20 protein-coding genes are annotated in these 26,055 nt (G+C 54.7%); all 20 read right to left on the reverse strand.

Annotation, left to right across the window (positions count from 1 at the left end; translation table 11 throughout):
* Positions 1-2 precede the first annotated feature (2 nt).
* Entirely contained in the window at positions 3-1,622 is a 1,620-nt protein-coding gene (locus tag GJ1_RS05750) for a long-chain fatty acid--CoA ligase (RefSeq protein ID WP_066229678.1), read from the reverse strand.
* Positions 1,619-2,698, reverse strand: a complete 1,080-nt coding sequence (locus GJ1_RS05755) for a CaiB/BaiF CoA transferase family protein (RefSeq protein WP_066229681.1) — start codon at positions 2,696-2,698, stop codon at positions 1,619-1,621. Before GJ1_RS05755 ends, GJ1_RS05750 begins: the two co-directional genes overlap by 4 nt.
* A 14-nt stretch (positions 2,699-2,712) precedes the next feature.
* Entirely contained in the window at positions 2,713-3,858 is a 1,146-nt protein-coding gene (locus tag GJ1_RS05760; protein WP_066229684.1) for an acyl-CoA dehydrogenase family protein, read from the reverse strand.
* Positions 3,859-3,881: 23 nt separating this feature from the next.
* A complete protein-coding gene (locus GJ1_RS05765) occupies positions 3,882-5,456 on the reverse strand; it encodes a fatty acid--CoA ligase (RefSeq protein WP_066229687.1) in 1,575 nt (524 codons plus the stop codon).
* Positions 5,457-5,646: 190 nt separating this feature from the next.
* A complete protein-coding gene (spoVK, locus tag GJ1_RS05770; protein ID WP_066229690.1) occupies positions 5,647-6,579 on the reverse strand; it encodes a stage V sporulation protein K in 933 nt (310 codons plus the stop codon).
* A gap of 310 nt (positions 6,580-6,889) precedes the next feature.
* Positions 6,890-7,123 carry an RNA chaperone Hfq gene (hfq, locus tag GJ1_RS05775; RefSeq protein ID WP_066229693.1) on the reverse strand — a complete coding sequence of 78 codons (234 nt, stop codon included), beginning with the start codon at positions 7,121-7,123 and terminating at the stop codon, positions 6,890-6,892.
* Between the two features lie 36 nt (positions 7,124-7,159).
* The gene (miaA, locus tag GJ1_RS05780) at positions 7,160-8,107 is read right to left on the reverse strand and encodes a tRNA (adenosine(37)-N6)-dimethylallyltransferase MiaA (protein ID WP_066229697.1); all 948 of its coding nucleotides are present in this window, start codon (positions 8,105-8,107) and stop codon (positions 7,160-7,162) included.
* Between the two features lie 268 nt (positions 8,108-8,375).
* Positions 8,376-10,073 (reverse strand): methyl-accepting chemotaxis protein, encoded by a 1,698-nt coding sequence (locus GJ1_RS05785; protein WP_066229700.1) that lies wholly within the window; start codon positions 10,071-10,073, stop codon positions 8,376-8,378.
* A gap of 117 nt (positions 10,074-10,190) precedes the next feature.
* Positions 10,191-11,540 carry an MDR family MFS transporter gene (locus GJ1_RS05790; RefSeq protein WP_066229703.1) on the reverse strand — a complete coding sequence of 450 codons (1,350 nt, stop codon included), beginning with the start codon at positions 11,538-11,540 and terminating at the stop codon, positions 10,191-10,193.
* Between the two features lie 413 nt (positions 11,541-11,953).
* Positions 11,954-12,979 carry a C40 family peptidase gene (locus GJ1_RS05800; RefSeq protein WP_066229709.1) on the reverse strand — a complete coding sequence of 342 codons (1,026 nt, stop codon included), beginning with the start codon at positions 12,977-12,979 and terminating at the stop codon, positions 11,954-11,956.
* Between the two features lie 208 nt (positions 12,980-13,187).
* Positions 13,188-15,119: a DNA mismatch repair endonuclease MutL gene (gene mutL / locus GJ1_RS05805; protein ID WP_066229712.1), complete on the reverse strand. Its 1,932-nt coding sequence runs from the start codon at positions 15,117-15,119 to the stop codon at positions 13,188-13,190.
* A 14-nt stretch (positions 15,120-15,133) separates the two neighbouring features.
* On the reverse strand, positions 15,134-17,845 hold the full coding sequence (mutS, locus tag GJ1_RS05810; protein WP_066229715.1) for a DNA mismatch repair protein MutS: 2,712 nt from the start codon (positions 17,843-17,845) through the stop codon (positions 15,134-15,136).
* Between the two features lie 95 nt (positions 17,846-17,940).
* Positions 17,941-18,489 (reverse strand): outer spore coat protein CotE, encoded by a 549-nt coding sequence (locus GJ1_RS05815; protein ID WP_066229720.1) that lies wholly within the window; start codon positions 18,487-18,489, stop codon positions 17,941-17,943.
* Positions 18,490-18,843: 354 nt separating this feature from the next.
* A complete protein-coding gene (locus GJ1_RS05820) occupies positions 18,844-19,275 on the reverse strand; it encodes a YlbF/YmcA family competence regulator (protein ID WP_066229723.1) in 432 nt (143 codons plus the stop codon).
* Positions 19,253-20,848 (reverse strand): tRNA (N6-isopentenyl adenosine(37)-C2)-methylthiotransferase MiaB, encoded by a 1,596-nt coding sequence (gene miaB / locus GJ1_RS05825; RefSeq protein ID WP_066229793.1) that lies wholly within the window; start codon positions 20,846-20,848, stop codon positions 19,253-19,255. The genes GJ1_RS05820 and miaB overlap by 23 nt, the downstream gene beginning before the upstream one ends.
* A 194-nt stretch (positions 20,849-21,042) precedes the next feature.
* Positions 21,043-21,909, reverse strand: coding sequence for a 2-oxoacid:ferredoxin oxidoreductase subunit beta (locus tag GJ1_RS05830; protein WP_066229728.1), 867 nt, complete (start codon positions 21,907-21,909; stop codon positions 21,043-21,045).
* Positions 21,876-23,648, reverse strand: a complete 1,773-nt coding sequence (locus tag GJ1_RS05835) for a 2-oxoacid:acceptor oxidoreductase subunit alpha (RefSeq protein ID WP_066229733.1) — start codon at positions 23,646-23,648, stop codon at positions 21,876-21,878. The genes GJ1_RS05830 and GJ1_RS05835 overlap by 34 nt, the downstream gene beginning before the upstream one ends.
* Before the next feature lie 155 nt (positions 23,649-23,803).
* Complete coding sequence (locus GJ1_RS05840) at positions 23,804-24,727, reverse strand: dipeptidase (protein ID WP_066229736.1); 924 nt, start codon at positions 24,725-24,727, stop codon at positions 23,804-23,806.
* Between the two features lie 94 nt (positions 24,728-24,821).
* A complete protein-coding gene (gene spoVS, locus GJ1_RS05845; RefSeq protein WP_003251598.1) occupies positions 24,822-25,082 on the reverse strand; it encodes a stage V sporulation protein SpoVS in 261 nt (86 codons plus the stop codon).
* A gap of 128 nt (positions 25,083-25,210) precedes the next feature.
* Positions 25,211-26,005, reverse strand: a complete 795-nt coding sequence (locus tag GJ1_RS05850) for a TIGR00282 family metallophosphoesterase (RefSeq protein WP_066229738.1) — start codon at positions 26,003-26,005, stop codon at positions 25,211-25,213.
* Between the last annotated feature and the right edge of the window lie 50 nt (positions 26,006-26,055).

Genomic DNA, 26,055 nt, shown 5'->3' on the forward strand with positions numbered 1-26,055 from the left:
CTTTACTCCGTCGCCGCATCGGCATAACGCGCCGCCATCTCATCGCGCAGTTTCCGCTTCAAAAACTTGCCGACGCTCGTTTTTGGAATTTCATCGAGAAACACAATGTCATCCGGCAGCCACCATTTCGTAAATTGCGGGCGCAAAAAGTCGTACAGCTCTTCCTTCGTCACACTTTTGCCTTCTTTCAGCACGACGCAGGCAATCGGCCGCTCCTGCCATTTCGGGTGCGGCACGGCGACAACCGCCGCTTCAAACACCGCCTCGTGCGCCATGAGCGCGTTTTCCAAGTCGACGGACGAAATCCATTCGCCGCCGCTTTTAATGACGTCTTTTGTCCGATCGACGATTTTGACGAATCCTTCTTCGTCGACGGTGACGACATCGCCGGTATGCAGCCAGCCATCGCGAAATGCTTCGTTCGTTCTCTCATCGTTGTAATACTCAGAGGCAATCCACGGCCCGCGCAGGCAAAGCTCGCCCATTTCCTGCCCGTCCCAACGAACCGGCCCGTTTTGGCCGATCACTTTCATCTCAAGCCCTGGCGCGAGCAGCCCTTGCTTGGCGCGAATGTCCAGTTTCTCCTCGTACGACAGCCCGTCTTGATAGCTTTTCGGGCGCGACACGAGCACAAGCGGGCTCGTTTCCGTCATGCCGTACGCGTGAATGAACGGAATGCCGTACTTTTCTTCGAACGCCCGGATGACCCCTTTCGGAGCTGCCGATCCGCCGCAAATGACGCGCGTTAAGCTGCTTACATCGTAGTTTCCTTTCTCGAGTTCTTGCAAGAGTCCAAGCCAAATCGTCGGCACGCCGGCGGTGATCGTCACCCGTTCGGCGTCAATCAGCTCGGCAAGCACTTTCGGGGTAAACGCTGGCCCCGGCATGACAATCGTCGAACCGAACCAAGTGGCGGCAAACGGCAGCCCCCACGCGTTGACGTGAAACATCGGCACAACCGGCATGACGACATCGCGCTCGCACAATCCTTGCGTGTCAGCCAGCCCTAGCGCCATCGCGTGCAGAACCGTGCTCCGGTGCGTGTAGACGACTCCTTTCGGATTTCCGGTTGTCGCCGACGTATAGCACATACCAGCCGGTTGGTATTCATCGAGGTCTTTGAAGAACGGAAACGCCGGATCGCCCTCAGCAAGCAGTTTCTCGTAATGGTACACCGGCGACAACGTCGTTTCCGGCAGCTCGTCGGCATCGGTCATGACGATGAAGGCGCGCACGTTCGGGATTTCGTCCTTGACCGCTTCAATTGCCGGCAGCAAATCATCATCGATCAGCAGCACGCGGTCATCGGCATGGTTGATGATGTACGCGATATGCTGCGGCGAGAGGCGGATGTTGATCGTATGGAGCACCGCCCCGATGCCCGGAATGGCAAAATACGCTTCCAAATGGCGGTGATGGTTCCAGGCGAACGTGCCGACGCGGTCGCCGACTTCCACCCCGAGCCGCTTCAACACGCTTGACAGCCTGCGCGTCCGCTCGCCGATCTCCTTGTATGTATGGCGGACGACGCCTCCTTTCATGCGCGAAACGACTTGCTTTTTCGGGAAAAACAGCTCCGCCCGCTCAAGCATCATGGAAATGTTTAACGGTGTTTTCATCATGATTCATTCCCCTCCCCTAACAAATAAGCATGTTCATTAATGTCCGGAGCTGCCACACCGCCCCATTGGCCGTCCGGCCCATGTGCGGCCGTCCATGCTCCGTTTGGCTGCAGCCGGACGAGATGGCGGAGCCGGCTGTCAGCAAACAGCGCCTTCGCCTCACCCGTCTCCAGCACCGGAGCGAGGCAGGCGTCAATCGCTTCGGCGAACGCGCTCCATTCGGAAAGCGTCTTTTCGCGGAACAAAGCGACGAGCCCATCATATACGGCTTCCCCCAGCCGAGCCGGCGCCCATTGCGCCTCCATCCATTCCGGATGGCCGACCGCTTCGCAAAACCGCCGCCAAAAGTGAGGCTCAAGCGCCGCTAAACTCATATAGCGTCCGTCTTTTGTCTCGTACAGCTGATAGCACACCACCTCCCCGGAAAGCTCGACAAGGCCGTTGTCCGGCCCGCCGCCGTGCTCAATGGCAAAATGGCCGGCCATCATCGCGACCAATCCGTCCACAAGCGAGACGTCAAGATAAGCCCCCTTGCCGGTCCGCTCGCGGGCAAACAGCGCCGCCAACACGCGCTCGGCCGACGCCATGCCGCCGATAAAATCGGCAAGCGTGATCTTCGGATGAACCGGTCGGCCGTTTCGGTCCGCGAACTGCGCAAGCAAACCGGAAAGCGCCATGTAGTTCAGATCATGGCTGCCAAGCAGCGAGCGGCTGCTCTGTTGGCCGAAGCCACTGATCGAGCAGTAAATGATTCGTTCGTTGTCGCGGCAGATGTCGTCATAGCCAAGCCCAAGCCGCGCCATCACCCCCGGGCGGAAGCTTTCGATCACCACATCGGCACGGGCGGCGAGCCGCCGTGCTTGCTCGCGCCCCGCCTCCGTCTTTAAATCAAGGGCGACGCTTTGTTTGCCGGCGTTGTAAGCGGCAAACATCCGGCCCCCGGCGAACGGGCGCAGCCGGTCGCCGGACGGGGGCTCGATTTTGATGACTTCGGCTCCGAGCTGGGCGAGGCGCCAGCTCGCAAACGGACCTGGCAAGTAATGGGAAAAATCAACGACAACAATGCCATGGAGCATATCTTTCCCTCTTTCTACAAATCTAGCTGCCGGGCGATGATCGTTTTCATCATCTCGTTCGTCCCGGCATAAATGGCGCTTACAGGGATATCGCGGTAGCGCCGGGCGATCTCGTATTCTTCCATATAGCCGTAGCCGCCGTGCAGCTGCATCGCCTCGGCGGCGACGCGTTTCGCCATCTCGGTAATCCACCATTTCGCCATCGACACTTCGGTGACGATCTGTTTTCCCGCCATATGCTCTTCAATGACGCGGTCGACAAACGTGCGCCCGAGGGCGATCTCCGTCGCCATTTCCGCAAGGCGGAACTGGACGGTTTGAAACTCGCTCACTCGTTTGCCGAACGCCGACCGCTGTTTAACGTACTGCTTCGTGAGCGAAAACATGACCTCTGCCGCCGTTTGGGCGGCGATGGCGACAACAAGCCGCTCCTGTTGGAGCTTTTCCATCAAATAGTAAAATCCTTTTCCTTCCTCGCCAAGCAAATTATATGCCGGCACTTTCGCATCTTGGAAAAACAGCTCGGCCGTATCTTGGGCGTGCAGCCCGACTTTCTCCAGCTTCCGGCCGCGCGTAAACCCCGGCGTATCCCGCTCCACGACGAGCAGGCTGATGCCGCGGTGCGGCGGCTTCGCCTGCGGGTCGGTTTTGCAGGCGACGACGATCAAGTCGGCATGAATGCCGTTCGTGATAAACGTTTTTTGCCCGTTGACGATGTAGTAGTCACCGTCTTTTACTGCCGTTGTCGAAATGTTGGCCAAATCCGAACCCGCCCCCGGCTCGGTCATGGCAATCGCTGTAATGATCTCGCCGCTGACGCATTTCGGAAGCCATTTTTGTTTTTGCTCTTCCGTGCCGTACGACGCGATATACGGCGTGACGATGTCGTTGTGCAAGCCGATGCCGATGAGGCTCGATCCTACTTTTTCCAGCTCCTCGTTGATGACGACTGAGTAGGCAAAATCAGCGTTCAAGCCTCCATACTTTTCATCAACCCACGGGCAAAGAAAGCCGTTTTCGCCCATCTTCGCCCAAAACGAACGCGGAATGATGCCGCGCTTCTCCCACTCGGTATAATGCGGGTATGCTTCTTTTTCCAAAAACTTGCGGAACGCATCGCGGAATATATGATGTTCTTCGCGCAAATAGCGGGCTGTCATCTGTCCTCCTCTTTTCTGTTCCGTCACTTTTCTGTTGTTCCCCCCGCCGCCTGTTTTTTCAGCTGTTCGCGCAACAAAAACTTTTGGATTTTCCCGCTCGCGTTGCGGGGCAGGGCATCGATGAAATAGTAGGCGCGCGGACGTTTGTACGGAGCGAGGCGGTCGCTCGTTTTGCAAAACTGCTCGAGCTCATCGGCAGTCAAGCTGTCATCTTTTTTGACGACGAAGGCGACGACTTTTTCGCCCCACAACTCATCCGGCTCGCCGAGCACAGCGACATCAAGCACTTTTGGATGCTCGTACAATACGTCCTCGACTTCGCGCGGATAGACGTTTTCCCCGCCGCTGATCACCATGTCATCGACCCGGTCGGCGACATACAAATAGCCGTCTTCATCAAGGTAGCCGAGGTCGCCGGAATGATACCAGCCTTTGTACAACGCTTTTTCCGTCGCTTCCTCGCGCTTGTAGTAACCCATCATCATGCACGGCCCACGCATCACAATTTCGCCGACTTCGTACGGCGGCAGCACATCATCCGGATCGGACGGCCCGTCTTCACGCGCGCGGACGACGCGGATCTCATGGTTCAGGCAGGCGCGTCCGGCGGAACCGGGTTTCGCGAGCTGCTCGTCTTCGAGCAAAAACGTCACCGCCGGCCCCATTTCCGTCATGCCGTACGCTTGAATAAGCTCGATGCCGAGCCGCTCTTGGCATTGCCTGACAAGCGCCGGAGCCATCGGAGCAGCGCCGTATAGGCCGAGGCGAAGCGAAGACAAATCGTAACCGCTTACATCTTCCTGCAACATCATGTTCCACATCGTCGGGGCGCCAAATAGAATCGTAATCCGCTCCCGCTCGATCGTTTCAAGAACGAGCTTGGCGTCGAAATGGTGCAAAATGACGCTCGCCGCTCCGGCGTGCACGCGCGGCAGCAAGCAGCAATGCAGCTCGGCGCAATGGAACAGCGGCGCCGCCGCCAGCCCGCGGTCCGTTTCACGGATGCGCATCACGCCATGGCAAATGACGCTTTGCTCGATCATGTCGCGGTGACGGTGCATGACCCCTTTCGGCCGCCCGGTCGTGCCGCTTGTATACATAATGGCATAAAGGTCGCTCTCTTCCACATGAATGCGCGGCGCTTCCTCTGAGGTCCGCGCAGCCTGCTCATGGGCGTTTTTCGCAAACGGCGGCGGGTCGCGGTCGATCGACCAAAATGACACGTGCGGGAAACGGCTGTGAATCGCAGCAAGCTCTCGTTCCACCGCCCGTTCAAACAGCACGATTTTTGGCTCGGCGTCCGTCAAAATATAGGCGATTTCTTCTGCTTTCAGCCGGAAGTTGATCGGATTGAACACCGCCCCAATTTTGGCGCAGGCAAACAAGGCAGTCGCGAGCTCAAGCGTATTATACAGCACCGTCGAGATGCGGTCTCCCTTGCGTACGCCAGCTTCAAGAAACGCGTTCGCCCATCGGTTCACTTCCACCTCCCATTCGGCGTACGTATAGCGACGTCCGGTCGCCGCTTCGACCACTGCCTCGCGCGTCGGAAACTTTCTTACCGTCTGGGAAAACATCTCCCCAATCGTCATGTACAAGCGGCAGCCCCCCTTTATCGTTGATTCGGGCAAGCAGGCGGATTTGATAAGACAGACAATTCAGATAAATTGTTGCGCATGCCCTTATTGTTTATGTATTCGCCCTTTTTCATGGCATTCCTCTTTTTCTAGGACAAAAAAACGCGCCCCTTTCTTTTTAGACCAAGAAAGGAGCGTCTCCGTTTCCGTCTTACGCATGAATGACAAGGTCGCGGTCGCGGATCGTCATCAGCTCTTTTTTGTCATAGCGCCCTTCATGAAGAAGACGGACTGCCTGCTTGCGGATCGCCTTCTCAATTAGGTTGCGCACATAGCGGCCGTTGCTGAACTTGAGGCGGCCGGTCGATTCCAGCGTCCCTTCAAGATGAATGTACAACTTCCGCTCCGCCTCCGGCGTCATTTCATATTCGCGCTCGCGCAGCATTTGCTTGGCGATTTGCACAAGCTCCTCGACCGTGTAATCGGGAAACTCAATCGTAAGCGGAAAACGCGACGGCAAGCCGGGATTTAACGACAAAAAGTAGTCCATTTCTTTCGGATAGCCGGCTAAAATGACAACTAAATCGTCACAAAAATCTTCCATTCCTTTTACAAGTGTATCAATCGCTTCTTTGCCGAAATCTTTTTCGCCGCCGCGGGCGAGCGAATACGCCTCATCGATAAACAAAATGCCGCCGCGCGCTTTTTTGATCAGATCGCGCGTTTTGCTCGCCGTATGCCCGATGTACTCTCCGACCAAATCTGCCCGCTCCGCCTCGATGAAATGCCCTTTGGACAAAACGTTCATCTCAAAAAACAGCTTGCCGAGCAAGCGCGCCACCGTCGTTTTGCCGGTGCCTGGATTGCCTTTGAAAATCATATGGAGCGCCTGGCGGTTCGCTTTTAAGCCGTTTTCTTTGCGCATCCGGTTGACGTACAGCCAGGCGTAGATTTCCTTGATGATTTTTTTGACATGATCCAGGCCGATCAGTTGATCGAGCTCCTTTTGAATATTGCGGAGCGCTTGATGCTCTTCGCCATCAAGCCAGTCGTTCCGCTCTTCTTTCACTAAATGGTTCACCGTTTTAGAGTTTAACACGATGTTGATTTGCCCTTTCGCCTTGTTCATTGTCAGTTCTGACAAGGGGCGTCACCTCGCTTCCCGTTTTCTGCCATCCGCACTCATTCCGACTTGGCTTTTGACGCCTTGCCTTTTCGTTACTAGTATACGTACGCCGCCGCCAATCCGTGACAATCGCCCAAACGAACAACCGGTCGGCCATAGCGGAAAAAGTTTGTATATGTTTATTCATGAAAGAGGCGGTTTACGCATCGGAAAAGAAAAAGCGTCTTCTCTCCGGGAGAAGCAGGAATCCGACGGCGCCGGCCCCATCAATTAAGAAAAAGACGCCCTCCGTAAAGGAAGACGTCTTTTTCCAGCGGCGTATGTACCGTCAGCCTTGCTGCTCGATTTCAAAATGGATGTTTCGCTCCGGCGCAAACGTCGAAATGGCGTGCTTGTAAATGAGCTGCTGTTTTCCTTGCACTTCAAGCAACACGGTGAAGTTGTCAAATCCTTTAATGTACCCGCGCAGCTGGAAGCCGTTCAATAAGAAGACGGTCACTTGGATGCCTTCTTTGCGCAGCTGGTTTAAAAACTGGTCTTGAATGTTGATCGTATTTTTCATCAAACGTCCTCCTCTTTTCTCTCTAAAAAGATATGATTATATATTCGCTTCAAATCGAAGCTTTCCTGCTACATAGTGAAAAATTTCCTCCACCTTGGCGGCAAACTGCTCGGCGGCGGTCATGTCAAACCATTTCACCGGCATTTGGTTGCGAAACCACGTGAGCTGCCGTTTCGCATAGCGCCGCGAATTTTGTTTCAGCTGCTCAATCGCTTCGGCAAGGGAAACGCGGCCGTCAAAATAGTCGTACAGCTCCTTGTAGCCGATCGCCTGCACGGCCTGGCAGTCGCGCAGGCCGCGGTCGTAAAGCGCCCTCGCCTCTTCGACAAGCCCTGCAGCGATCATTTCATCGACCCGTTCGTTGATGCGGCGGTAAAGCACATCCCGCTCCGCCGTCAAGCCAACGATGGCCGCCTCATACAAAAGCCGCTTTGGCTGTCCTTGCTGCCACTCGCTGAACGGCTTTCCCGTGCAATGGTACACTTCTAAGGCGCGGATGACGCGGCGGATGTTGTGCGGATGAATGCGGGCCGCGCTCGCTGGGTCAACCGCCTCGAGATGCCGGTGAAGCGCTTCGGCTCCTTGCTCGGCCGCCAGCTGTTTGAGCGCCTGGCGGTACGTTTCGTCGGAAGGGGCGGTGGAAAATTGGTAGTCGTAAATGGCGGCCTGAATGTACAGCCCAGTGCCGCCGACGATGATCGGCAGCCGGCCGCGCGCGGAAATCTCTGCGATGAGCGCTCGGCAAAGCCGCTGAAATTCGACGACGGAAAACGGTTCGCACGGCTCTTTAATGTCAAGCAAATGATGTGGAATCCCTTCCATCTCATCCGGCTTCACTTTCGCCGTCCCTATGTCCATTCCTTTATAAATTTGCATCGAATCGCCGCTGATGATCTCCCCGCCCAGCTTTTTCGCCAAAGCGATGCCGAGCTTCGTTTTGCCGACTGCCGTCGGCCCGACAATGACGACGACTTTTTCGGCCATGGTGCGTCACTGCTTTCTGTTGTTGAACTAGTGTCAAACATCATTATACATAAAAACGGCAACGCATGGAACAATTTCTTTCCTACGTTTTCGCCATCTGCAAGCTGTTTTATACATGGTGGCAGCAAAAATCCGAAGTTCGGATAAAAATGAAGGTGTCCCAAAAGCTATGGGGCACCTTCTCTCATGCCTGTATATACGCATGACACCAACTCAGAAAACAGTATGTTGTGCCTCGTGGAAAGGCAAACAACCTTTTGGGACAACCTCATAATGAAAACTTGCTGACAATCGCCTGCAAATCGTCGGCCATTTTCGAGAGCGACGCGGCCGAAGCCGAAATTTCCTCCATCGAGGCCAGCTGTTCCTCGGTCGACGCTGACACTTCTTGCGCACCGGCCGATGTCGATTCGGCAACATCAGCGGCCAAACGGACGGAACGCACGATTTGTTCCGAAGAAGAGGCCATCTCGCTAACAGCGGCCGACACGTCGCGGATTTGCGCCGCAACTTCGTCCACGGCGGAACGGATGCGGGCGAATGTTTCACCCGAGGTGCGGATCACGCCTGTTCCAGCTGCCACTTCGTTAACGACCGACTCCATCGATTGGACGGCATGGGCCGTTTCTTCTTGGATGGCGGCGATCAATTCCGCGATTTGCTGCGCCGATTGCGCCGATTGCTCAGCGAGCTTCCGCACTTCGTCGGCGACGACGGCAAAACCGCGCCCATGCTCGCCAGCGCGCGCCGCCTCAATGGCGGCATTTAAAGCGAGCAAGTTCGTCTGCGCCGCAATGCTGCGGATCGCTTCGATGATCGAGCCGATTTGCTCCGAACGGTGCCCGAGCCCTTTGATGAGGCCAGCCAACCGCTCGACCGTATCATTCACTTTGTTCATTTGTGCGACGCCAGCCTCGATCGTTTGCCCGCCGTCGGCCGCTTGTTTTGACGCGTCGGCGGCAATGGCAGCCACGCTTTTCGCCCGTCCGGAAATTTGCTCGATCTGTTCAGACACCGAATTGACGGCGGCGGACGTTTCTTCAACGCTTTGCATTTGCTTGTCCATGCTGGAGGCAACGCCTTGGATCGTCATGGCGATTTGCTCGGTCGCTTTGCTCGTCTGTTCGGCGCTCGCCGCCAGCTCCTCCGACGAAGCGGCGACTTGTTCGGCGCTTTGCGCCACTTCCTGAAGCACTTCACGCAAGTTTTTTGCCATTTGTTCAAACGAAGCAGCGAGCTCGCCGATTTCGTCGCGGTTGCGGACGCCGGTTTTCGTCTCTGTCAAATCGCCGGAGGCAATCCGCTTCGCCGCTTCCGACAGCGCCAATAGCGGGCGAGAAAGCGATCGGCTGATGTAATAGCTGACTGCCGCTCCAGCCGCCGCCGTCAACAAACCGACGATGATGATCAGCCGCTGAACCGCAGCCGCCGATGCGCTTGCCCCGCTGTTCGCTTCATTCATTTCCTGCTGCTGGAGAGCAGCCAAACGTTTCACTTTTTCATCAAACTGGTTTGTCAAGTCGCGGCCGGTCGTCGTCACAAGGGCGATATACTGTTCCGATTTGTTTTGCGCTTTTAATTCGAACGTTTTTTGCCCAAGTTCATAAAACTGCTGTTCCAGCAAATCGAGTTCGGCAAGCAGCTGTTTCGTTTCTTCCCGCGTCAGCTCCGCCGCCAGCTTTTTGCTCGTTTGCTTGTACCCCTCATGCGTTTTTTCAAAGTTTTCCCGCGACGTCTCATCGCCGGTCAACAAATAGCCGCGCATGCTGCCGACCTCGCGGCGAATCAACACTTCAAGCTCTTTGGCATTGACGAGCTTCGGCACCCGTTTGTCGAGCACATCGGTGTATGTACGGTCAAGGACGGAAATCTCGTAATAGGCGAACCCGGCTAACAGAGCAATCAACACGTAGACGAGGCCAAAGCCGGCCAGCAGTTTTTTGCGTACGGTCATTTTCATGTTCATTGGCAAGTCCCCCATTTGTGAATCAAATATGTTGTTCCAGCTATATTATCGGACAATAACAGCCAATGTTTAGCCGTTTTTGCGAAAGACAGAGCACACCGATGCCGCTTTCCTGCCTTATGCCGTCCCTTCCGGCTGCCACGTGTTCCGGCCGGCTTCAGCTTCATCATGAATGAAAAGCGAGGTGACAAGCGCCACGATGCTGCCAATGAGGCCGAACAAAAACAAATGATGGATGCCGGCCATAAACGTCGGCGCCTTCGTCAAAAACGCTCCCATGACGGTCACGCCGATCGCCGTGCCGATATTGCGGCAAAACATAAAAAAGGACGTCGCAATTCCTTTTTCATGAGCATCGGCAAGCTGCTGCGAGCCGATGACGCCGACGGTCGACGTCAACCCGAACGACAGCCCTTGAACAAACATGATGAGGAAAACGTACCAAAACCCATGGCTCTCGTTAAGCAGTGCAAGAAGCAAGCCGGACGCAACCAGCAGCACATTGCCGATGATGAGAAGCGGACGGTAGCCATAGCGCAAAATCCATTTCCCCGCCGGCACGGCGGCAATCATCCAGCCAATGGACGAGCCAAGCAAGGCGACGCCGCTTATAAATACGGACAAATGGGCGACGTTTTGCAAAAAGAGCGGGATGTAGCTTGATGTCCCAAACAGCGCAACGCAGCTGACAAAGCCGTTAATGTTCATCCATTTGAGCGTCCGGTGGTGGACAAGCGACAGCGGCACGAGCGGAGACGGCTGTCGTTTTTCAAAAAAGTAAAACGCAACAAGCAAGAGCGCGCCGGCCGCCCCGTACAGCCATTGCCCCCGCGCAACGACGGTGACAAGCAAAAGCAAACTGACCGCCGCTGCAAACAACACGGCTCCCATGTAATCGACCGCCGCCCGCTTCGGTTCATATACTTCTTTATATGGGAGCAGCGTCAAAAGCGAGAGCAGGCAAATCGGAATATTGACATAAAAAATCCAGCGCCATGTCATATATTCGACAAACAGCGAACCTAAAAGCGGCGCAAGCACGGCGGAAATGCCCCACATGGCGGTAAAAAACGCCTGGATTTTCCCGCGTTTTTCCACTGGAAACAAATCGCCGGCGATAATGGCCGGAAACGGCATCATAAACCCAGCTCCGATCCCTTGTACGGCGCGGAACAAAACGAGTTGCACCATGTTTTGCGACAAGCCGCAAAGAAGCGAGCCAATCAAAAATAAAATGATGCCAAAGCTGAATGCTTTTTTGCGCCCGAATAGGTCGGACAAGCGGCCGGCGATCGGCGACAGGACGGTCGTCGTAATCATGTATGACGCAAATGCCCATGCGTACAAAGAAAATCCTCCAAGTTCTTTGGCAATGATCGGCATTGTCGTGTTCATGATCGTCGTATCCATCGAGGCGACAAGCATAGCGAGCACGATGCTCACCATCACTGACAGGCGGCTGTTCATGCCAACGTCCTCCTTTTCGATAACCTATAGGGCCGGTGATTTAACGGAACATGCCATTCCCCAGCAGCATTTCTCAAATTGAAAAACCTTGCAAATCCCGTCCTTCGTTTCAATTGAGAACCATTGATTGAAGAGGAACAGTTATTTTTTCACCGACCTTCTATGAATATCTTATTTTACATGATGAATGAGGATTGCGCCAAATCATACGCGCCCGAAAGCCGGACTGTTTTCATTTTCTTCCATTTTTTTGTTGCCCTAAAAGCAGAAAACCTCAAAACCGCTAACACGTTTCCCACGGCATCACCCTGCACTTTTTTGGATTCAGCTTTCGCTTCGCACAAACAACAAAAAAGCTGTTCACCGAAGCGCCTAAGGCTTCGCGCGAACAGCCTGCATCTATCGTCTTTCATTTAGTTGATTACCCGAACCGCTTTTACATACCGCGTTTTCCAATATGACGACGTCAGCGATGAATACGTAACGCCTAACGAAACGGTCGCGTTGATCATTTGCCCGTTGCCGGCGTAAATGCCGACATGGTTGATCGTCCCATTTGAATCGGTGTCAAAAAAGACGAGGTCGCCTTTTTGGAGCTGGCTAAACGACACCGTTCTTCCGGCTTGCGCTTGGGCGATTGATGTACGCGGCAATGAAATGCCCGCTTCGCTAAAGACGCGCATCGTAAACGAGGAGCAGTCAAACACATCGGTGCGCGATGGGCTTGCTCCGTACAAATAGCGCGCTCCCAAATATTTTTCTGCAATATCGATGATTCGGTCGGCAAGCGATGCGGACGACTCAGCATCAGCCGAGTTGGCGGCCGATATTTGCTGTTTGGCCTCCTGGACATCAGCCACTCCGCCCGCCACTTTAATGGCTTGGCCAATGCGGATGTTGTTCGGGTTTGTAATTTGCGGGTTCAGCGCCAATAGACGGTCGACGCTCGTTTGAAACTTTTTCGCAATTCCCGACAGCGTATCCCCTTTTTGGACGATGTACTGGCCGTTCACGGCCGCAGCCGTCGGCTTCACATTGTATGTATTGGAACTTCCTTGTCCGCCTGCTACTTGCAGCGTTTGCCCGGCGCGAATGAAGTCTGGGTTCGCAATGCTTGGATTGAGCTTGAGCAACGCATCCACAGTTGTGCCAAGCTTGCGGGCAATTCCGCTTAACGTATCACCAGGCTCGACCGTATATGTATTCGAAGGCGTTTGGTTCGGCTCATCTTGCTCATTTACGCGCAATACTTGCCCAGGAAAAATCAAATCGGAAGACAAACCGTTTTCTTGCTTTAACGCCGCGACCGTCGTGCCGGATTGCCGCGCAATCCCCCAAAGCGTATCACCTTTTTGCACCGTATAGCTCGCCGCTGACGCCGCATGGCCGGCCAGCAAAGAGCCGATCAACGTGCTTGTCAATACAAACGTTTTTTTCATGCTGCATCCCCCTATGACGTCGATGTGGATTTTCTCTATGCTAGCCGCTTAGCCAAAATTCGCGATCGCTCTACAAATTTCGCCATGTATTCCTACACATGAGCCATTATAGTAAAATCAAAACAATTCGTCTGTAACAAGAAGAATAAAAGTAGATTACAAAATGATTACAAAAAACGCCCCCTTTGTTGCGCAAAGGGAGCGCAGGCTACATCACCCGTTTAAATAGTTTTTCAATTTCATATGTCGAAAAATGGACAATGATCGGCCGGCCGTGCGGGCAAGTGAATGGATCCGTCGTCTGCCGCAGCGCCTCAAGCAAAGCGAACAGTTCATCAGTGCGCAAATGTCGGTTCGCTTTAATGGCCTGTTTGCAACTCATTAAAATGGCGGCCTGCTCGCGCAATTGCTTAAGATCGATCGTTTTCATCGCTAACACTTGCTCGATCATTTCCTCAATAATTTCCTTCTCTTTCCCGCGCGGAAACCACGTCGGATGGGAGCGAACGAGAAACGCCCGCGGGCCGAACGGTTCAAGAAACACGCCGCAGCGGGCAAGTTCGTCGCGGAAGGCGGTGATCCGCTCGTACTCGTCCGCCGGATACTCGAACGTAAGCGGGACGAGCAAGTCTTGCACCTCATTCGTTGCCTCGCCAAGTTTTTCCCGGAAATATTCGTAGTTGATCCGCTCTTGCGCCGCATGCTGATCGATCATATACAGCCCATGTTCGTTCTCAGCCAAAATGTATGTCCCGTGCAATTGGCCGATCGGATAAAGCGGCGGCAGGCGGTCGTCCGCCGGTTTCCCTGCTGCTTGCCCATCTGCCGGCAGGCGGGGCGCAACCCGTTTTTCTCCCTCCTCTGTCTCCAGCTTCGGCTCGGCAGCGGACAGACGATGTCTAACGGCTGTTTCCTCCTGAACGGAATCCGCTGGCATCCCGCATTCATCCAACTCACCAGTCTGGCCGGACGCAGATGACAGCCCAGTCGGTGCTTCACCGGCTAGCGGCGCTAGGGGGGCTGCCGCATCCTCCCCGCCAACGGTTTTGTCGAATAAGACAGACGGCTCGCAGACGCGATGGGTGAACGTCCAAGCTGCCTGTTCCGCCTTCGATTTGGACATCTTGCTGTCAGCGGATATGGACGGAATGAGCGTCCGCTCGCGAAACGTCCGGCGGATCGCGTCAACAACCAACTCGTGCAGCTCGGTTTCTTTGCTGAAGCGGACCTCGAGCTTCGCCGGATGAACGTTGACATCGACAAGCACCGGATCCATGTCGATGGCCAGAAACACAATCGGATAGCGGCCGATCGGCAAGAGCGTATGGTAGCCAGCTTCAATCGCTTTCACAAGCGGCACGCTGCGCACGTAGCGGCCGTTGACAACAAGCGAGATGTAGTTGCGCGAGGCGCGCGTCACATCAGGCGGCGAAATGTAGCCGCGAATGGTAAAATCGAGCGATTCCGCTTTAATGGGGATCATTTGTCTCGCTGTCTCGGCGCCGTAAATGGCGGCGAGCACGTGCCGGACATCACCGCTGCCATTGGTGGCAAGCAACGTTTTTCCTTGATGGCGGAGGCGAAATGATACGTCCGGATGGGCGAGCGCAAGCCGGTTGACGACGTCGGCCGCATGGCCGAGCTCGGTGTGGATCGTTTTCATATATTTCAAACGCGCTGGGGTGTTGAAAAATAAGTTCGATACGGTAATATCCGTCCCTTTGCGCCCCGCCGCCCGCTCGCGGGAGATGAGCGCGCCGCCTCGAAGCACAAGCTTCGTTCCTGGGCCGCTGCCCGTGCCGGTGACCAGCTCGACTTCGGATACGGAAGCGATGCTCGGCAGCGCTTCACCGCGAAAACCAAGCGTGCGGATGCGGAACAAATCGTGCTCGTCATGAATTTTGCTTGTCGCATGCCGTTCAAAAGCGAGCAAGCAGTCGTCTTCCTCCATGCCGTCGCCATTGTCAATGACGCGGATTTTTGCCATCCCCGCCTCTTCGAGCTCGATGTCGATGACGGTACTATGGGCATCAATGGCGTTTTCCACCAACTCCTTGACGACCGAAGCCGGCCGCTCGACGACTTCGCCGGCGGCGATTTTGTTTGCCAGCAGGTCATCGAGCTTGCGGATGCGTCCCATCGAGCCTCCCTCCTTTACTTGACGAGCTTTTGCAGCTCATACAGTTTATTTAGCGCCTCAAGCGGCGTCATCTCAAGCAAATTGACCTCTTTCAGCGCCGCAAGCGCCTTTTTCTCTTTGTTTGAAAGAGGCGGCCCCGCAGGCGCCGGGGCAAGGTCAGGAAACATGCTCAGCTGCTCAAACGCCGCTTCCGGCAAAACGTCCTCCCGAGCCGCGCCGGCTGACGGACGGGAGGCCTCCTCGCGCCCAACCGCGCGGCCAACGTCCGACGCTTCGTTCCCCTTGAAAGCAAAAACCGCTTCCGCCCGTGCGCCATCGCCCATCCGGCCTGCGTCGGCTTCCCGTTTTCCCGCCGCTTGCTCCAGTTCCGCTAAGATGGCCCGCGCCCGTTCGATGAGCGAAGCCGGAAGCCCGGCCAGCTCGGCGACGTGGATGCCGTAGCTGCGGTCGGCCGGCCCGTCGGCGATTTGATGCAAAAAGACGACTTTGCCGTTTTCCTCGATGGCGCGGGCATGGACGTTCGAAAGCCGCGGGAGCGAACGCTCCAAGGCGGTAAGCTCATGGTAGTGGGTGCTAAACAACGTTTTCGCACCAATATGGTCATGAATGTATTCAATGATCGCCTGAGCAAGCGCCATGCCGTCGTACGTCGATGTACCGCGCCCGATTTCATCAAATAAAATCAGGCTGTTTTGTGTCGCATGGGCAATGGCGTGGCGCGCTTCCAACATTTCAACCATAAACGTGCTTTGGCCCGCCGACAAGTCATCAGCAGCGCCGATGCGGGTGAACACTTGGTCAAAAATCGGCAACACCGCCCTCTCGGCCGGAACGAAACAGCCGATTTGCGCCATGACGGCGGTAAGCGCCACTTGCCGCATATACGTGCTTTTCCCGGCCATGTTCGGTCCGGTGATGAGCAGCATTTCCCGTTCGCGATCCATGTAGCAGTCGTTCGGCACATACGTTTGCGCGCCGAGCACTTTTTCAACAACCGGGTGGCGGCCGCCTTGAATCACCAAAACGCGCTCCGTGGAAAACTGCGGGCGCACGTAGCGCCGCTCATCGCTCACCTTCGCGAACGACTGCAGCACATCGAGTTCGGCAACGGCTTTGGCCAGCGTCTGCAGGCGCGGGATGTATTGCTTCACTTGCTCGCGAATGGCGACAAACAGTTCATATTCGAGTTCAATGCTTTTTTCTTCCGCCTCCAAAATGAGCGCCTCTTTTTCCTTCAATTCGGCAGTGATAAAACGCTCAGCGTTGGCGAGCGTCTGCTTCCGCTCGTAGCGCCCTTCCGGAACGAGGGGAAGATTGGGCTTGGTCACTTCAATATAGTAGCCGAACACACGGTTGTAGCCGACTTTGAGCGATTTGATGCCGGTCGCTTCCCGCTCTTTCGCCTCGAGTTCCGCGATCCACGCTTTACCGTTGCGGCTCGCGTCGCGGTAGCGGTCAAGCCGCTCATCATATCCGTCTTTGATGATGTTTCCTTCTTTGACGGAAAGCGGCGGCTGTTCTTGAATCGAGCGCTCGAGCAAATCGACGAGCTCTTCGCACGGATCGAGGCGCTTGCACAGCTTGTCCGCCTCAGCGAGCGGCAGCGCGCCGACCGTCTGGCGGAGCGCCGGCACTTGAAGAAGCGACTTTTTCAGCTGCACGAGATCGCGGGCGTTGGCGTTGCCGTAGGAGACGCGGCCGACAAGGCGCTCGATGTCATACACATTGCGCAGCAGGCTGCGCAGTTCCTGCCGTTCAAAATAGCTCGTTTTCAATGTTTCCACAAAATCGTGGCGCCGGTCGATTTCGCGCCGGTCAATGAGCGGCCGGTCAAGCCATTGTTTTAAGAGCCGTCCGCCCATCGCCGTCACCGTTTCGTCCAGCAACCATAAGAGCGAGCCTTTCCGGCCTTTTGACCGCACTGTTTCCACCAATTCCAAATGCAGCTTTGAATGGCGGTCCATTTTCATATAGTGATCGACTTGATACAGCTCAGCCGGCTGCAAATGATCGAGCCGCCGCTTTTGCGTGCGGACGAGGTAATGAAGCAGGCGGGCGGCGGCTGTCCGCAGCTTTTCTTGCGCCACATGCCCGACGACACCGCCCCATTCGTCCCGCAACGATGTGTCATCCTCGTAAGAGATCGCCGCTGTATATCGTTCTTTCAGCTCGCGAACCCATTCCTCCGCGCTGTCCGAGCCGATGACGATTTCCCGCGCTCCAACGGCGTGCAGCTCGTTCGCCGCCTCTTCCCATGAAGAAAGAAGCGTCAACCGGACCTCGCCGGTCGACAAATCTGCGTAAGCCAAACCGTATGTACCATCAGCAAACGGCGTGAGCGCCGCCAAGTAGTGGTTTTCCTTCTCGGTGAGCCCTTTGCCTTCCATGAGCGTCCCTGGGGTGATGAGCTGCACGACTTCGCGGCGCACGACGCCTTTGGCCGTTTTCGGGTCTTCGACTTGTTCGCAAACGGCGACTTTATATCCTTTTTCGATCAACTGTTCAATATACCCTTGCGCCGAATGGTACGGCACTCCGCACATCGGCACCCGTTCATCGCCGCCGCCATCGCGGCTTGTCAGCGTAATTTCCAACTCTTGCGCCGCCTTGATGGCGTCGTCAAAAAACAGTTCGTAAAAATCGCCGAGCCGGAAAAATAAAAACGCGTCCGGATATTGCGCTTTAATGTGCAAATATTGCTGGATCATCGGTGTGTACGATGGCATCGCTTCTCCCCAACCTTTTCGGCCCCAAAGCCGTTGATTGCGCTACTATTATAACAAGCGGCAAAAGAAAAAACTAGGAAAGAAATTTCCTAGTTTTACTCTTCCTCGCCAAGCAGCAAATCCGGGCTTAAATCTTCTAATTCTTCATCAAGATCATCATCGTCGCAAAAATCATCGTCCTTGCCGCATCCTTCCGGATTGATCGCAACGCACACTTTCGTTTCGCCAATCACTTCGGCGACAAACTCCCGCTCAACATCGACGACGATTTTGTTGCCGTTTGGTGAAATCGTGCATTCAAGGCAGTTCGGCTGCTGGATGACGCGGACGATGACATCGGTGTCATCGCTGATTAAATTGTCTTTGTCGCGATATTTTAATTTGACGACGTCCTTATACGACACCGTTTCGGTGACGACTTCGGTTCTTGTATTGTTGTTGTACGAATACCAAACGTTGATGTCATAATGGCCGTGAATTTCGACCGTTTTATCGCATTTTTTCGCTTCATAGCGATGGTTGATGATCCAGCAGCCGAGAATGCTTGACGGGCGGTTCGGCGCCGTCACCGTATGGGTCGACTGCGTAAACTTGCGGCCTTTGCCGACAACGGCTTTCGTAATAATTTCTCTGTATTCAGACATCGAACGGAACCCTCCTCAAATGAATCTTCATTTCATCCTATGCGCCATCTCCGCTAATGTGCACAGCAAATGAATCATTATTCCGTATAGTTCATTGTATGCGCGTGTTCCGTTCGATGTGCCTTCTTTTTTGCCGCTAGGCAGCCGCCCCCGGGGCGCCGGCTGGCGGAAAGACGTTCCGCTGCTCTGTGCACCACTGTATAGCCATTTCCAAAAAGACAAAAGCCCCGCGCATCGGGGCGCACCTTTTGTGAAGCCGCACATCAGCGCGGACCGCCGCTTATAACCAATAAAAAAGCGCCCGTTGCGGACGCTTTTTTGTTCGCCCATGGCGAAGACGCGCCATGCCCGCCTTTAATGGCAGCCGCCGTGCTTGTTGTAGCGAAGCGCGGCGCCGGTTTCGCCGCGCAGCACGTCGCCGCCGGTCGAGGCTAAAATTTCATCGGTCACCGTATTCGAAATCGTCGAGGCGACAAGCTGCAGCAGGTCGTTCACATCGGCCTGCGACTGTTGAAACTCGCTGACGATCGGAATTTGCGACAGCTGTTCATAAATGTCGTCAATTTTTTGTTCCACTCTTTTTAACGCTTCATGTTTGCCGTAATGTTGGAGGTTGACCGCTTGCTTTTGCAACGATTTTAACTCGTTAATCAACGCGCGCACTTTTTCGTTTTGGTGGATTTTTTCTTCCGCCCGTTTGAAAAAGTCGACTTCTTCCGTTTCGGCGATCATTTTCGCCAACTGCTTCGCTTGGGCCAAGACATCATCCCGCGTATATTTTGCCATGTTCATTCACCTCGATCGCTTCATTCACAAGTTCGCCTGTAAGCGTCCACGTTTTCGCCTGCGTAATGCGCACGTTGACCAGTTGCCCGATGAGCGATTTCGGGCCGGCAAAGTGAACGAGCTTGTTTTTGCGAGTATAGCCGGCCAATACGTCCGGATTCGTTTTGCTTTCGCCTTCTACAAGCACTTCGACGACTTGCCCTTCGTATTGCTTCATTTTCTTGGCCGCGATTTCTTGGACGAGGGCATTGAGCCGCTTGAGCCGCTCTTTTTTCACTTCCATCGGCACGTTGTCATTCATTTTCGCCGCCGGCGTGCCTTCGCGCGGCGAGTAGATGAACGTGTACGCCGAATCGAACTCGACTTCGCGGTAAAGCGACAACGTTTCTTCAAACTGCTCGTCCGTCTCGTTCGGGAAGCCGACGATAATGTCGGTCGTCAAAGCGACGTCCGGGATGGCTGCTTTGATTTTGCGGACGAGCTCCAAATACTCCTCGCGCGTATATTTGCGGCCCATCATTTTCAAAATTTCCGTGCTGCCCGATTGCACCGGCAGATGGATATGTTCAACCAAGTTGCCGCGTTTGGCGAGCACTTCGATGAGCCGGTCGTCAAAGTCGCGCGGATGACTCGTTGTGAAGCGGATGCGCGCAATATCGATTTTGCGCAGCTCATCCATTAGATCGCCAAGACCGTAGTTCATATCGGCGAAATCTTTCCCGTAGGCGTTGACGTTTTGCCCAAGCAGCGTAATTTCTTTATAGCCTTGGGCGGCGAGCTGGCGCACTTCTTGGATGATGTCCTCCGGACGGCGGCTCCGCTCCTTGCCGCGCGTGTACGGAACGATGCAGTACGTGCAAAACTTGTCGCAGCCGTACATAATGTTGACCCACGCTTTAATCTTCCCTTTGCGCACTTTCGGCAAGTTTTCGACGACGTCGCCTTCTTTCGACCATACTTCGACGACCATTTCTTTCGACATGTACGCCTCATGCAAAATGTACGGCAGACGATGGATGTTGTGCGTGCCGAAAATGAGGTCGACGTATTGGTATTGCTTTAAAATTTTATTGACGACCGATTCTTCTTGCGACATACAGCCGCACACGCCCAGTAGCAAATCCGGGTTCGTCGTTTTGAGCGGTTTCAAGTAGCCGAGCTCGCCAAATACTTTGTTTTCCGCGTTTTCGCGAATCGCACACGTGTTGAGCAAAATGACGTTTGCCTCTTCCGGGCGGTCCGTTGGCTCATAGCCGAGCGCCATGAAAATGCCGGCCATCACTTCCGTGTCGTGTTCATTCATTTGACAGCCGTACGTGCGGATGTAAAACTTCCGCCCGCGCCCCATGCCGCGAAACTCTTCAGGAATGGCAAAGTCTTTCACGTATTTGACTTCCTCTTTGCCGCGCTTTTTCGCCTCTTTTAAGTTCGGCGGAATAAATACGCTCGTGAAATATTTCTCGTAGTCTTTCGTCGTTTTTTCTTTCAGCCGCTCCAAGGCGGATTTTCTGTCCGCTGGATGGCTTTCCGTTTTGATTTGTCCTGTTTGCTCCAAACGTTGTTTTTCGTTCATCGCAATCTCCATCTCCTTTCTGCCAACATCATGGATGGTTCTCGGCAAATTTCTTCCAACTACACACTACCATAGTATATCGTCAACTGCCAAGAAACACAATGGGAATTGTTCCGGAAGCCCAGAACATGTCATCATAGCAAAAAAACACCCGATGAGGCAAGCCCCCGTCGGGTGTGGGTTGTTTCCATATTTTACATAAACTCTGCCACGAGTTCGGCGAACTTTTCTTTGCTCATTTTCAGCTCCGCCTCGGCAAGCGGCGTCTCGCTGTAGCCCGGCACAAGTTCTTGGTACGACTTTTGTTCTTTGTTTTGGTAAATAATCCCGGTGACAAGCCCATCGTATTTCATGACCGTCTGCATCGCCTTCTCGCGGTCGGACGGGTCATACCCTTCAATGTCGCTTATCTTGACGAGCCGCTCTTTGAACCACTCGTACGTGTTCACTTTGTTGTACGTGACGCACGGGCTGAAGACGTTGATGAGCGCAAAGCCTTTATGCTTGACGCCTTCTTCAATCAAGCTCGTCAATTCTTTTAAATCGCTTGAGAAGCCTTGCGCAACAAACGTCGCTCCGGCGCTCAAGGCGATTTCGAGCGGCGACAGCGCCGGCTCGATCGACCCGTACGGCGTGCTTTTCGTTTGAAAGCCGGCAGCGCTGCGCGGGGATGTTTGCCCTTTCGTCAATCCGTAAATTTGGTTGTCCATGACGATGTACGTAATGTCGATGTTGCGGCGAATGGCGTGGACGGTATGGCCCATGCCAATGGCAAACCCGTCGCCGTCGCCACCGGCGGCGATCACCGTCAAATCACGGTTCGCCATTTTCACTCCTTGTGCAAGCGGCAGAACACGGCCATGCGTGCCGTGGAAGCCGTAAGAGTGAATGTAGCCGGAGATGCGCCCCGAACAGCCGATCCCGGAAATGACCGCCAGCTGGTGCGGCTCCAATCCAAGATTGGCGGCGGCGCGCTGAATGGCGGCCTGCACGGAAAAGTCGCCGCAACCCGGGCACCAGTTCGGCTTTACATCATTGCGGAAATCTTTAAAGGTGGCCATTGTGCTAACAACTCCTTGCATTTAGTATAGACATCGCCCGGCAAGAACGGATTGCCGTCGAATTTCAAGACGCTGGCGATTTTGTCGGCATGCCCGACGTTCATTTTCAACAGGTTGGCCAGCTGCCCGGTTGCATTTTGTTCGACGACGACGACCCGCTTCGCTTTTTCGACAAGCGGCCGGATGTCATCGACCGGGAACGGATGAAGCAAACGAATGTGCGCATGGTTGACTTTGACACCGTCTTGCTCGAGGCGCTCCATCGCCTCTTCGATCGCCCCGCGCGTCGATAAAAAGCCGATCAAAAGCAAATCTGGCTCTTCGTGGCGGAGTTGTTTGTGCACCGGCGTCGGGAAATGAATGTGCTCGAGTTTGCGCATCCGCTTTTCCATTTGCGCCCGGCGGTTCGCCGCCGTCTCTGACGGGCGGCCTGTTTCTGCATGCTCGACCCCGGTGACATGGTGGATGCCGTATTTTGTCCCCGGCAGCACCCGCGGCGAAACGCCGTCCGGCGTGATTTCATACCGTTTGAAATTGTCTTTGTCCGGAAGCGGCGGCAGCTCACCATTCATCAGCTTGCCGCGGCGGATTTCCACCCGGTCGTAATCAAGCGGCTCGACCGTCTGCTTTCCGAGCGACAGCTGCAAATCCGACAGGAAAATGACCGGACATTGATATTCCTCGGCTAGGTTAAACGCTTCCGCCATATCGTAAAACGCTTCTTCGACCGTGCTTGGCGCCATGACGATTTTCGGAATCTCCCCGTGTGTGCCATAAATCATGGCGAGCAAGTCCGATTGTTCTTGCTTCGTCGGCAAGCCAGTGCTCGGGCCGCCTCGCTGCGTGTCGACGACGACAAGCGGCGTTTCCGTCATGCCGGCTAGTCCAATCGCTTCCGCCATGAGCGACAGCCCCGGTCCGGCGGAAGCGGTGAACGCCCGAACGCCGGCATAGTTGGCGCCGATCGCCATCGTACAGGCGGCGATTTCATCTTCCGTCTGGATGACCGCGCCCCCAAAATCCGGCAGCTTTTTAATCAAGTATTCCATAATTTCCGAAGCCGGGGTGATCGGATAGGCGGCCATAAAGCGCGCTCCGCCGGCAATGGCGCCCAAAGCGATGGCGTCGTTGCCGATCATGAACATTCTCCGTTTGCCGTCGGCTTTGGCTAGTTTCATCGTTTTCGCCTGGCCGTTGAGCTCGTCTTTCATATATTGCGCACCGGCGCGAATCGCTTCCATATTTTTCCCGACAACTTGCGCTCCTTTGCGTCCAAATGTGTCAACGACAACGCTTTCGAACACGGCGGCGTCCAAATCCAGCACCGCGCTCGTTGCGCCGATGGCGACCATGTTTTTCATCAGCGGGTTGCCAAGCTGTGTGGCGATATCGGTGAACGGAACGGCGTAAAGCGCCACTCCTTTTCCTTCCGGAATCACCGGATTGAATTTGGCGTCCGCAATGACGATGCCGCCGCTATGAAGCTCGTGGAAGTTGAAGTCAATCGTCTCCTGGTCGAACGCCACCAAGATGTCCAAATCATCGGCGACCGCCCGCACCGGCTTCGTGCTGACGCGGATTTTGTTGTTCGTATGCCCCCCTTTGATGCGTGAAGAAAAATGGCGGTATCCATATAAGTAATACCCAAGGCGGTTCAGCGCTGTGGAGAAAATTTCTCCTGTGCTTTCAATTCCTTCCCCTTGCTGGCCGCCTACCTTCCATGACAGCTGTTCAATCATGCTTTACACCCCTTTATGTTCACTCCAGCCTTTCGCTACTATTGTACCACTTTTCTGACAAGGAAACTACCATTTTGGACGCCTTTTTCGGGCGGCTCCGCCGATGCCCTGTCTTCTATTCTAGGATACGCAGAGCCGATACTCAGTGATATTCGTCACTCCGGCAAATGGGCGTAGAAGTTGCCGAATAAAAAACGGGCCGCCTGCTCGGCGGAGTAATGCTTGTACAACTCGTTGACAAGCCGCGCATATTCCCGCACCGTTCCAAGACCGGCGACCGTCTCCGTTATGCCATCAAAGTCGGAGCCGAACCCGACGTTGGTTTCCCCTCCGAGCGCACATATATGGTCGAGATGACGAAGCACATCGGCGATCGCCGCCCCGCTTTTGTTCGTCGTCAAAAAGTACGGGACGAAATTCACACCAATCATGCCGTCTTTTTCGATCAGCGCTTTGATTTGCTCGTCGGTTAAGTTGCGCGGATGCGGGCATAGACGATGGACATTGGAATGGGAAGCGATTGGGAACCGAGCCATCTCGATGACATCCCAAAACGCTTTCTCCGATAAGTGGGACACGTCGACCCATCGTTTTGCTTCATTAAGAAGCTCAACGACTTGCCGGCCAAACGCCGTCAACCCGGCGCCGCGCTTCTCCCACGCTCCATCGGCAACGGCGTTTGAGAAGTTCCACGTCAAGCCAACCGAAGCGACGCCGAGGCGAAGGAGCGTCTTCAGCTTGACAAGGTTGGCGCCGATGGCGTCGCAGCCTTCCAGCGTCAACATCGCCCCGATTTCCCCTTCTTTAAGGGCGGCGATGTCCCGTTTTGTCCGCACGAACTTCACGGACGGAAACGCATCGATAATGCGGGTAAAGAAGATGTCCACCATCTCGAGCGCCACAGTGAACCGTGCTTCCTCCGACACCGTTTCCGGTATGTAGACGGCAAAGCATTGCACTTTCACCCCTGCTTCCACCATTCCCGAAAGAGTGACGTGAAGCGAAGCTCCATCGCGAAACGACAGCGACCGATTCTGCCATAACTTCATCAACGCATCGCAATGTGCATCGAAGATCATTTCATTTCCCCCTTGAAAAAGCAAAAAATAACCTGCCTGCCTTCGCAGCCGAAGGCGCCAACAGGTTATATATCACCATTGGCCGATCATCCAATTAACGAGGTTCGACAATCAATTTGATTGCTGTCCGCTCTTCCCCGTCAATGATAATATCCGTAAACGCCGGAATGCAAATCAAGTCCATACCGCTCGGTGCCACAAACCCTCGTGCGATCGCTACTGCCTTAACGGCTTGGTTCAATGCACCTGCGCCGATCGCTTGAATTTCCGCCGCGCCGCGCTCGCGCAGCACCCCGGCAAGTGCACCAGCTACAGAGTTCGGATTCGATTTTGCTGAAACTTTTAATATTTCCATTTCTAGCTCCTCCCTCGTTTCCTTGGAAAATGATTTCGGTAAAAGGTCCTCACTGTAACTATATTCACTGTTTCGACAACTATTCCTGCATAGGAGGAGCCTGTTTTTAAAAATTTTTAAAAAACGGACTATTCAAAATAAGGGTGGTCATCATTAATGATCAACCGTTCTATGCGGAGCGCCCGCCCGCTTTGTTCATCTACATCGACATAAACGGCGTTCAGCTGGCTTCTTCCTTCCTTGACGCCGAAACGAACCGGCAGCCCGGTTAAAAATTTGCGCAACACCGCCTCCCGGTCGACGCCTAAAATGCCGTCATACGGCCCAGTCATGCCGACATCGGTAATGTACGCCGTGCCTTTTGGCAAAATGCGGTTATCGGCCGTCTGAACGTGCGTATGCGTCCCGATGACGGCGGATACACGGCCGTCTAGGTACCAGCCCATCGCCTGTTTTTCGCTCGTCGCCTCAGCATGGAAATCGACGATGATGACCGGCGTGCGCGCCGAAGCGTCGGCGATCAATTCATCCGCTTTTTGAAACGGGCAGTCAATGGCCGGCAAAAACGCTCGTCCTTGCAAATTGATGACCGCCGCCTCGCCGTGCTCGGTCGGCACGTAGACGATCCCTTTTCCCGGCGTGCCAGGCGGGTAATTGGCCGGGCGGATGAGCGCTTTCGCTTGATCGATAAACTCAAAAATATCGCGCTTATCCCATGCGTGATTCCCTAAAGTGACAACATGAGCGCCCGAAGCGAGAAACGCCCGGTAAATCGGTTCAGTGATCCCTTTCCCGCCGGCAGCGTTTTCGCCGTTGATCACAACGACGTCCGGCCGGTGTTTTTCCTTCAGCTTTGGCAAATAGTGCTCCACCATTTTTTGCCCCGGCGAGCCGACGACGTCGCCGATAAATAAAATTCTCATCCGTGATCCCTTTCTAAACGAAAAATATCGCCTTTCGCCCATCTACGCAT

This window comes from Geobacillus jurassicus NBRC 107829, assembly GCF_001544315.1.
GTDB lineage: Bacteria > Bacillota > Bacilli > Bacillales > Anoxybacillaceae > Geobacillus > Geobacillus jurassicus.